At 59.0% G+C, this 7,988-nt stretch carries 7 protein-coding genes; 3 read left to right on the top strand and 4 right to left on the bottom strand.

Features of this window, described 5'->3' with window-relative positions; genetic code table 11:
* From WCA10_RS20865 to WCA10_RS20855, 3 genes are all read left to right on the top strand, one after another.
* On the top strand, positions 1-647 hold a 647-nt coding region (locus WCA10_RS20865), incomplete at its 5' end, for a hypothetical protein (RefSeq protein ID WP_472824457.1).
* Between the two features lie 146 nt (positions 648-793).
* Positions 794-2,623 carry a DUF1570 domain-containing protein gene (locus tag WCA10_RS20860; protein WP_472824456.1) on the top strand — a complete coding sequence of 610 codons (1,830 nt, stop codon included), beginning with the start codon at positions 794-796 and terminating at the stop codon, positions 2,621-2,623.
* A 32-nt stretch (positions 2,624-2,655) separates the two neighbouring features.
* Complete coding sequence (locus WCA10_RS20855) at positions 2,656-3,183, top strand: dihydrofolate reductase family protein (protein ID WP_472824455.1); 528 nt, start codon at positions 2,656-2,658, stop codon at positions 3,181-3,183.
* A gap of 64 nt (positions 3,184-3,247) precedes the next feature.
* Here WCA10_RS20855 and WCA10_RS20850 read toward each other — a convergent pair whose 3' ends face one another.
* The 4 genes from WCA10_RS20850 to WCA10_RS20835 all read right to left on the bottom strand — a co-directional run bounded on the left by WCA10_RS20850 (position 3,248) and on the right by WCA10_RS20835 (position 7,966).
* On the bottom strand, positions 3,248-3,841 hold the full coding sequence (locus WCA10_RS20850; RefSeq protein ID WP_472824454.1) for a hypothetical protein: 594 nt from the start codon (positions 3,839-3,841) through the stop codon (positions 3,248-3,250).
* A gap of 162 nt (positions 3,842-4,003) precedes the next feature.
* Positions 4,004-5,686 carry a carboxypeptidase regulatory-like domain-containing protein gene (locus WCA10_RS20845; protein ID WP_472824453.1) on the bottom strand — a complete coding sequence of 561 codons (1,683 nt, stop codon included), beginning with the start codon at positions 5,684-5,686 and terminating at the stop codon, positions 4,004-4,006.
* On the bottom strand, positions 5,683-7,413 hold the full coding sequence (locus WCA10_RS20840; protein WP_472824452.1) for a carboxypeptidase-like regulatory domain-containing protein: 1,731 nt from the start codon (positions 7,411-7,413) through the stop codon (positions 5,683-5,685). Before WCA10_RS20840 ends, WCA10_RS20845 begins: the two co-directional genes overlap by 4 nt.
* Positions 7,414-7,585: 172 nt before the next feature.
* Entirely contained in the window at positions 7,586-7,966 is a 381-nt protein-coding gene (locus tag WCA10_RS20835; protein ID WP_472824451.1) for an MmcQ/YjbR family DNA-binding protein, read from the bottom strand.
* Positions 7,967-7,988 lie beyond the last annotated feature (22 nt).

The following is a 7,988-nucleotide window of genomic DNA, read 5'->3' as shown; positions in this document are numbered from 1 at the left end:
AAGCATGGCTGATCCTTTCTTCTCTGAAGGTGGTCCTGACTGGGAACCCACTTCAGAGTAACTGGGGATCAGCCTCCTCAAACATTCCTCGGGTCAAACAGATATCCGCTATTTTGGACAGCAATGGGGTCCAGCGGGGTGCTCTCGTAGCCATGGATTACGTGATCGGAAAAGCCGGAACGAATAACCAACCCTACTTGTCTGCTCTGCAAACAGCGCTGCAGAAACCGCAGACTCCACAAGATGCGGGTGAGCAGATGATTGGGCCTCTTCTAACCTTTGGTCGGAGAGATCCAGGAGCATTGAAGTCCGCATTGGCATTCCTGCAACGAAGCGATCTCACCCCTTCGACGCGGATTGATCTGGTGCATCACCTGGGTTGGGTGCCTGGCCTTCCCGAAGAAGTAAACCAATATCTAGTCATGAGGCTGGACGATACTGACCCAAGTGTCCGTGCAATGGCAGTAGTGACTTATGCAGACTCGACAACCGCGTATCACGCGGCGGCGAAAGATCGTGTGCTGAGAATGGCGAACGATCCACAAGAAAACCCGCAGATCCGAGAACTGGCAAAGGATGCGCTTGCAGGCAAAACCCACCTGAATCCCAACATCACTCTGCCGCCTGCCAAGCCCGTTGATCGCTAGTCGTATTCCGCTCCCGGCGCTACTCCGAGGCCGGAAGTGCTCTCCGACGGGACGGCACATGGCCGAAAAAGTGCCCTTCTTCCGAAAGGTAATTCGTAAATTTCCAAATCTTGCTAGACTTGTCGCCAACTATGCTGAAGAAACTGTTGGTTCTCGTTTTGGTGCTTGCAGGTGCGTGTCCAGCGGCCGTGGCGGGCGGCGACCAATGGACGGAAGTCAGCAGCAGTCATTTTCAAGTGGTGACGAACGCCGGCGAAAAGCAGGCACGGCATATTCTCGATCAGTTCGAGCGGATGCGGTGGGTGTTCCAGACGCTTTTCCCCAAACTCAACGTCGATCCGCCAACGCCGATCGAGGTCTACGCGGCGAAGAACGGGAAGACTTTTCAGTCCGTGGAGCCGCAGGCCTACCTCGCCAAAGGGCAGCTCTCGCTGGCCGGCTATTTCCTGACCGCGCAGGACAAGAACTACATTCTCGTTCGTCTCGACGCTGAGCAGGAGCACGCCTACGCGACCGTGTATCACGAGTACACGCACCTGCAGTTTCGCAGTGTTGGATCGTGGATGCCGCTGTGGCTCAACGAGGGGTTGGCGGAGTTTTTCCAGAACACCGATATTCACGAAAAGGATGTGATTCTCGGCCAGGCCAATGTTAATGAGCTCATGTTCCTGCGCCAGGAGACACTGATCCCCCTTCCCGTTTTGTTTAAGGTCGACGCCAGTTCGCCGTACTATCACGAAGAGCAGAAGGGCAGCATTTTCTATGCCGAAGCCTGGGCGCTCACCCACATGCTGATGATTACCGATCGGGAGAACAAGACCGAGCGGCTCCAGACTTACCTGAACCTGATGGCGCACCACGAAGATTCGGTAGTCGCCGCGGAAAAAGCATTCGGCGATCTCAAACGGTTGCAGGCGGGTCTCGAGAACTATATACACGCGAGCCAGTACAAGCAGTTCATCATGCAAAGCGCCGCCGCGAAAATTGATGAAGCCTCGTTCACGGTGAAGCCCCTCTCGCAGGTTGACGCCGATGCCGATCGCGCGGAGATTCTCGCCCAGGTGCAGCGCGAAAAGGAATCCCGCGAGATCATCGACGCGATCTTGAAGACTGATCCGAACAATGTGCGCGCGATGGAAACGATGGGCGGCATCGAACTTCATTCCGGCAATACCCAGGCCGCGCGCAAGTGGTATGACGAGGCCGTCAAGCTCGACTCAAAGAGCTACCTGGCGAACTACTACTTCGCAACCATCTCCATGCGAAGCGGGGGAAGCGGTGACGACGCGGCGATCGAGTGGAGTTACAGGGCAGCGATCCAACTGAATCCGAAGTTCGGGCCGGCCTACGACGGACTGGCGGCGTTCCTGGTCATGCGCCATGCGAATCTCGACGAGGCATCATCGCTGGCCAACAACGCCGTGAGACTCGATCCCGGCAACCTGTACTTTCGCGTGAATGCGGCCAACGTTGCAAGTAGCATGGGTCATTATGCCGACGCGATTGCGATACTGCAGATCGCATCGAAGCTGGCGCGCAATCGCAGCCAGGCCGAGCTGGTGCAAATGCGCATCGACCAACTCAACCAGCTCCAACAGGCGCAGGCGCGGGCTGAGAAGGCGCACGACGAGAACGGAGGACAGGGCCAACCGGTTACGGAGATCGTTGATGTGAAAAGCGCACCCAGGCATCCCGACGAAGCCAATGGGCCGAAGCACACCTTCGTGGGCGTCATGCGTCAGATTACCTGCAGCTATCCGTCTGTGATGGAGATTCAGGTGGAAGGCGCGAAGAGCACGGTGAAGGTCTACAGCAACGACTTTACGAAAATCGACTTTACGGTTGTCGGACTCACATTTAACGGATCCATGAATCCATGCAAGGACCTCAACGGGATGAAGGCGCAGGTGCAGTATGCCGAAACCACCGACAAGAGTGTTGATGGCCAGGTGTTCGCGATTGAACTAAGGAAATAGTCAAGGTCAGGCGGTATTCTTTTCATGCAACCATGCGTCAGCTCGTCTACAGCGTAGCCACCAGCCTCGACGGCTTTATCGCCGGCCCGAAGGGGGAGTACGACTGGATCGTTCGCGACCCCACCATCGACTTCGGTGAAATCTTTCGCCAGTTCGACACCGTGGTGATGGGACGTCACTGTTATGAGTTCATGATTCGCGAAGGCCGCTCTCCGAAAGAACTCGGCATGAGGGTCTTTGTCGCCTCCACGACGCTTGACCCGGAACAGCATCGCGAGGTAACGATCGTGGGTTCGAACTTGCCTGCCACGGTAGCGGAATTGAAGCGCGCATCCGGCAAGGACATCTGGCTCTTCGGCGGCGGTACAACCTTTCGCGGCCTGCTCGATGCAGGGCTGGTCGACCGCGTCGAAGTCTCCGTCATTCCGGTGCTGCTTGGAGGCGGAATTCCACTCATTCCCGCAGGACGGCGCTGGCCGCTTCAGTTCAAGGACTCGCGGACATTCCCCAGCGGCATCGTTTCACTCACGTACCGCGTTGGAACCGAACCTGCGATCTAAACGGCTGCGCAGCAACAAAGGCGGAAGCTGGAGCCTCCGCCTTTCCGTTGTGCGTAATCGGCAATCAGAAGTGGTACACCACTCCGATGCCCGCGCGCGCATTCCAGCGCATGTGAGGCGAGTCGCCCGGCTGGTAGGGAGTCAGAGTGAATGACGATCCAATGTCATCGCCGAAAGCGCGGATCGACCATCGCGCAGTTTTGTTGTAGTCGACGCCCATACCAAAGCCGCCAGCGAAGGATACTTTCGGTTGAATGGTGACACCGCCCGTGTGCGCTCCGCCCAGCAGGACTTCAGCGTAGGCGCTCCATTTTTCAAAGAGATTGGCATGAGCGACGGGGCCCGCCAGGAACAAATCCACGGTTGGATGCCCGGCGTTGGTGGCCGTGACTGCCCATGCGTAATGGCCGCCGTCTACCTTCACGCCAAAGTGATCGCCCAGATCGCGCATGACCGAGGCGCTGACACCCTGCAAGCCGCTGCGCGACTGGTTCACCTGGTTCAAACTTGTGTAGCCGTAGCCGACGTAAGCCTCGTACTTGTAATCCGGCCCCGTCAAATCCTTGGGTGCGCGCTCAGGGGCGACCTGGCCTGCAGCAGAGAAGGGAAGAACAATGGCCGAAGCCGCGGCCAAAAAGGAAAGTAACTTCTTACTCATCAATGCAGATTCTCCTCAACACCATGGTGGGGCGCATCAGCCAACGCTGGCTTCCGCCGCCCCGGTGCCGCCAATCAAAAAGGTACCCTCATAGACTACCTGCTCGCACCCGGATTCCCGAAACGCGTCAGATTTCCGAAACGCATCAGATTCCGAAGCGCATCAGGGCGTCTCGACGGTTACCGATGAAGCTAAATGGATCAGCGCGCCTGATTTCTCTGATACTGTGACGCTCGTCCCGGCGGGAAGGTAGCGGGCCATCGACGCAGGACTGGTCCAATCGATCGGCCAGCCATCCTCGATGGCAACCACCGTGTACTCTCCCGGAGCGACATTCTGCAGCGCAAAGCTACCGTCGGAGTCGGATTGATCGCGGCGCGTGAGTGCCTTCCAGAGCGCCGGATTCCTGGGGAGCAGCACGATCATCGCCCCCGCAAATCCCTTTCCATTCTTCCGCGCATATCCCTCGACGCGTGTCTCCGCATCGCTGAGCGTGACGACAAGATTCGTCGCGCGGTCGCGGAGGGTTACGAGATTTCCTGCCCGCTGCACGCCTCCCACCGATACCGCCACAACCGGCTTGAATGTGCCTTCGCCCGTCGCCATCACCGCCCACTGGCCCGCCGGAACTCCGTCAAATGCGAATTGTCCCCGGTGCGCCTGTGTTGCGAACACGGGCTGCCCTGTTCCTCGGTCCATGCGCGCAAGGGTGATGGTCGGATCTCCAGGTACCGGAGCGCCCGAGGCCGTGCGCAGCCTGCCGGTCACCGCGAGTGCGGCGCTGCCCGCGTTTGGATCCACCTGCTGGCTCGACGAGAGATCAAGTTCCGCGATGCGGGGCGGATCGCCCTGCGTAAGTTCGTAATGTCCCGGTGCGATGCCCGTAATCTCCATCGCGCCGTTCTGCCTGTCCCCTGAGATATTGCCGCCTCCCTCCAATCCAACGGGCAAGCCGAAGACCGTTTGCTGCAGGTTGGGTGCGACGCCGGCACGATCGGGTCTGCCCGCTGAATCAATTTGAATGTGCAGCGCCGGCACCGCGTGCAGACTGATGTTCGCCTCTTCACGGCTTCCGCCTGTCAGCACGAGCGGCGTCGCCGATCCTTCTTCGGTGGTCGAATCGAAGTAGGTGACGGGATAGGCCACGTCGAGCGCTGGATTTCGTTTTGCCGGAGAGCCGTCAATCGCTCGGGCGGTGGAACCTTCGTGGACGGCGTACCATGGCTCCGCCATCACGGCCAACAGATATTCCCCGGCGGCAAGGTTGCCAAATTCGTACGCGCCCGTATCGTCGGTCGTGGTGGCATCGACCTGCATCGTGCGCGCACCTTCGGCCGAATGTTTGGGCGTTTGAAACAACATCACGCGCGTATTCGCTACCGGTTCGCCGTCGTCACCGGTTATGTTGCCGTGCAACACGGCACCCGGCATCAGCTTGAATCGGAGTTGCGTTGTGTTTTGATCCGGGCCGGTCACGATGGCGGTCGAAAACTCGTCGTGCTCGTCGTAGAAGGCGGTGCGAAATCCGCGTTTCGATGCGGTCAATTGATATTTCGCAGCTGCAAGGCCTGTGAGCGCGAAATGTCCTTCGTTATCGGTGACACATGAGGCCACGGCCCTGCTGTCGGCTTCTTCAAGTGCTTCGACGGTTGCGCGGCGCACGGGCTCGTCCGTTGCCGCATTCACCAGAGTGCCGGCGATGCGGTAAGGGTCTGACGTTGTTGCGCTCGCCGCGGTTCTTGAGTAGCCTTGTCGATTCTGCGCGGTCGCGAGCAATGCATTGAACGCCAAAACTCCCGCGAGACTGCCAGTAGCGATGCGGAAAGCAAATACTTCAGCTCTCATCGCTGCGGCACCTCAAGCGTGAGATCGGCATCGGCGTCGGGGGAGAGTGTTACTGCCTGCCCCGGCAGCGACGCCAGCACTGCCGGATCGCGATAGGCGAGCGCAATGAGCCGGTCGAAGGTATACACGTGATAGTTACCAGGAGTAAGTCCGGTGATCTTGATTCTGCCGCCCGTAGAGAGCCGCAATGTCTGCGGCACCACATCCTCGGTCGAGTCGAAGTCGGGAACTACATACGCGGTGTAAAACGGCTCCTCGCCTGCGGCGCTGCCCACAGAACCGGGCAGAGAAAGTGTAAGTGCGGCACAATCGTCCCGTAGCGAGAGCACCAGCGGAGCCGTGGTTCCCGAACTGTTCAGCACCAGAGGCTCCCGCGCAAGACTTGCGCCGCCTGCCGTAAATGAACCTTCGCACACCGTCTTTGAACCGATAGCGATATGCACCCAGTAGGAACCCGGCGGAGGGTGCTGCGTCTGCAGCGGCGCCAGGCCGGAACCTTCTGCATAGGCGCCGACCATTCCATCGCCCATCCATCCGCCGGTCTGGGTGAGCGTGACATAAATGTTCGGATCACCTGTCTTCGCGCTGCTGTTTGGATTCCGGGTCATGATCACCTGAATCGAGTTGCCGCCTAGCTCTGACAATGGATCCTGCAATCCGGAAACCGCACGGCCCGCGACCGCAAAGCTGACTTCGCCTCGGACGGGGCGCGGAGACGCTGTAGCCAGATTCAGGACTTCTCCGTTTCGGGTTGACACGACATGCGGCATATTCGTCTGCAGACTCGCGAGAAAAGTGTAGGCGCCATCGGGCAGGTTCGCCTGCACCATATGCGTTGCTGCATCGTATTGAGCCGGGTACGGCAGGGAGTGTCCCTGCGCATTCATCACCTGCACAGCAACGTCGTCTGCCGCGCCGGTGCTCGCCTTCGGCATGGTTGCCGTCGCAGTGACGGAATGAAAAGGCTCGAGCGTCAGGTTGATATTTGCCTGCGCCTGCTCGCCGCCTGCGACTTTGATCTTCGCCGCTCCCGCGAGGTCGCGCGCATCGGGGTAGAAGGTGCTTGCGTATCCTTCGCGTTCCACGTTGTTTCCGCTGCCGGTTTCCACGAGATTGGTGGCTGAGTTGCTTTCCATCGTGGGCTCGGTGTAGACCGCATACAATCCATCGGAAAGCTCACCGAAGCGATATATGCCTTCGACGTTGGTCTTGGCGCCCAACTCCGTTTGCCATACCACGCGCCCATCCTGCACCGTCCGCCGCAGCAGCGTAACCTGAATGCCCTCGGCCACGTCGCCGGTGGAGAGCTGAATCATTCCCTCAATGGAATTCAACGGCACCATCGTGAATACGATGTCGCCCATCTGGGAAATGACCATGACGTTGTGACCAAAGCCGTGCTGATTGCGCGCGTCGCTGTCCGCGGCGGCTTCAACCTGGTCAATGAATCCCGGCTTGACGACGGTGAAATCCTGCGGGCCGGAGGGAATGTCTGGAATTTCAAAGCGGCCATCGCCATCGGTCAGCACGCCGGTCGATGCGTCTCCATTGATGCGCACCAGCGCGCTCGGCAGCGGATCGCCGGATGCGCCATTGCGGACGATGCCGTGCACGGTGGTAGGGGTGCCGAGACTGGCGCTACCCGGATTCGCGGCCTGACTATCTTGCTGAGGGGCTTGTGCCACGGCAAGCGGACAAACCACAAGCGCCAAAATGGCGGTCAGCACGCGCTTCGCCCGGCTTGCACGCAAGGAGAGGCGCGCAGGACGGATAGTTTCGGCGAGGGGCCGGGCTTTATATGTCGGCGTGGAGTCCACTCACCATTCTGACGGTTTTAAATCTTTTTCGGAAGTCCCGTTCACTTTTAGAGGTCAATGAAGGCGTTTCTTTCCCAGTGAATCAGGATGGTTCGATGAGGCGGAGCAATTTCTTCGGGGCGGTTTGCATGTAGCTTCCTTGGACCAGCTCTTTAACCTCCGACCAATCGACTGTGGGCCGGTCGAGGCGCAGGCCTACCCAGCCGCGCGGGCCAACATAGGCCGGCATATAAAACTTTCGCGGATTGGAAGCAATCAGGCGTTCGTTGTCGCCGGGCAATGCCTTGCAGCAGAAGCCCACGATGCCGTCGCCATGATGATCGTTCAGGTAGTAGACGAAGACCTTCTTCCCAACCCTGAAGCTCGCGTGCGATCTCTGGTCTTCGCGCACGACTTCGGGAAGGGCGAGGCAGATTGATGACAGCTTCTTCAGCTTCTCTCTATCTCTTGTTGCCTCCGCCATCGGCGTCTCCATTGAAAGCTGC

Source organism: Occallatibacter sp. (genome assembly GCF_049582745.1).
GTDB lineage: Bacteria > Acidobacteriota > Terriglobia > Terriglobales > Acidobacteriaceae > Telmatobacter.
Note: the sequence above shows the minus strand (reverse complement) of the source record. Positions and strands in the feature narration are given on the sequence as shown.

Coding starts and splice junctions, on each gene's coding strand:
- WCA10_RS20855 (WP_472824455.1), top strand. CDS start 2,656: ATGCGTCAGCTCGTCTACAGCGTAGCCACCAGCCTCGACGGCTTTATC.
- WCA10_RS20850 (WP_472824454.1), bottom strand. CDS start 3,841: ATGAGTAAGAAGTTACTTTCCTTTTTGGCCGCGGCTTCGGCCATTGTT.
- WCA10_RS20845 (WP_472824453.1), bottom strand. CDS start 5,686: ATGAGAGCTGAAGTATTTGCTTTCCGCATCGCTACTGGCAGTCTCGCG.
- WCA10_RS20835 (WP_472824451.1), bottom strand. CDS start 7,966: ATGGCGGAGGCAACAAGAGATAGAGAGAAGCTGAAGAAGCTGTCATCA.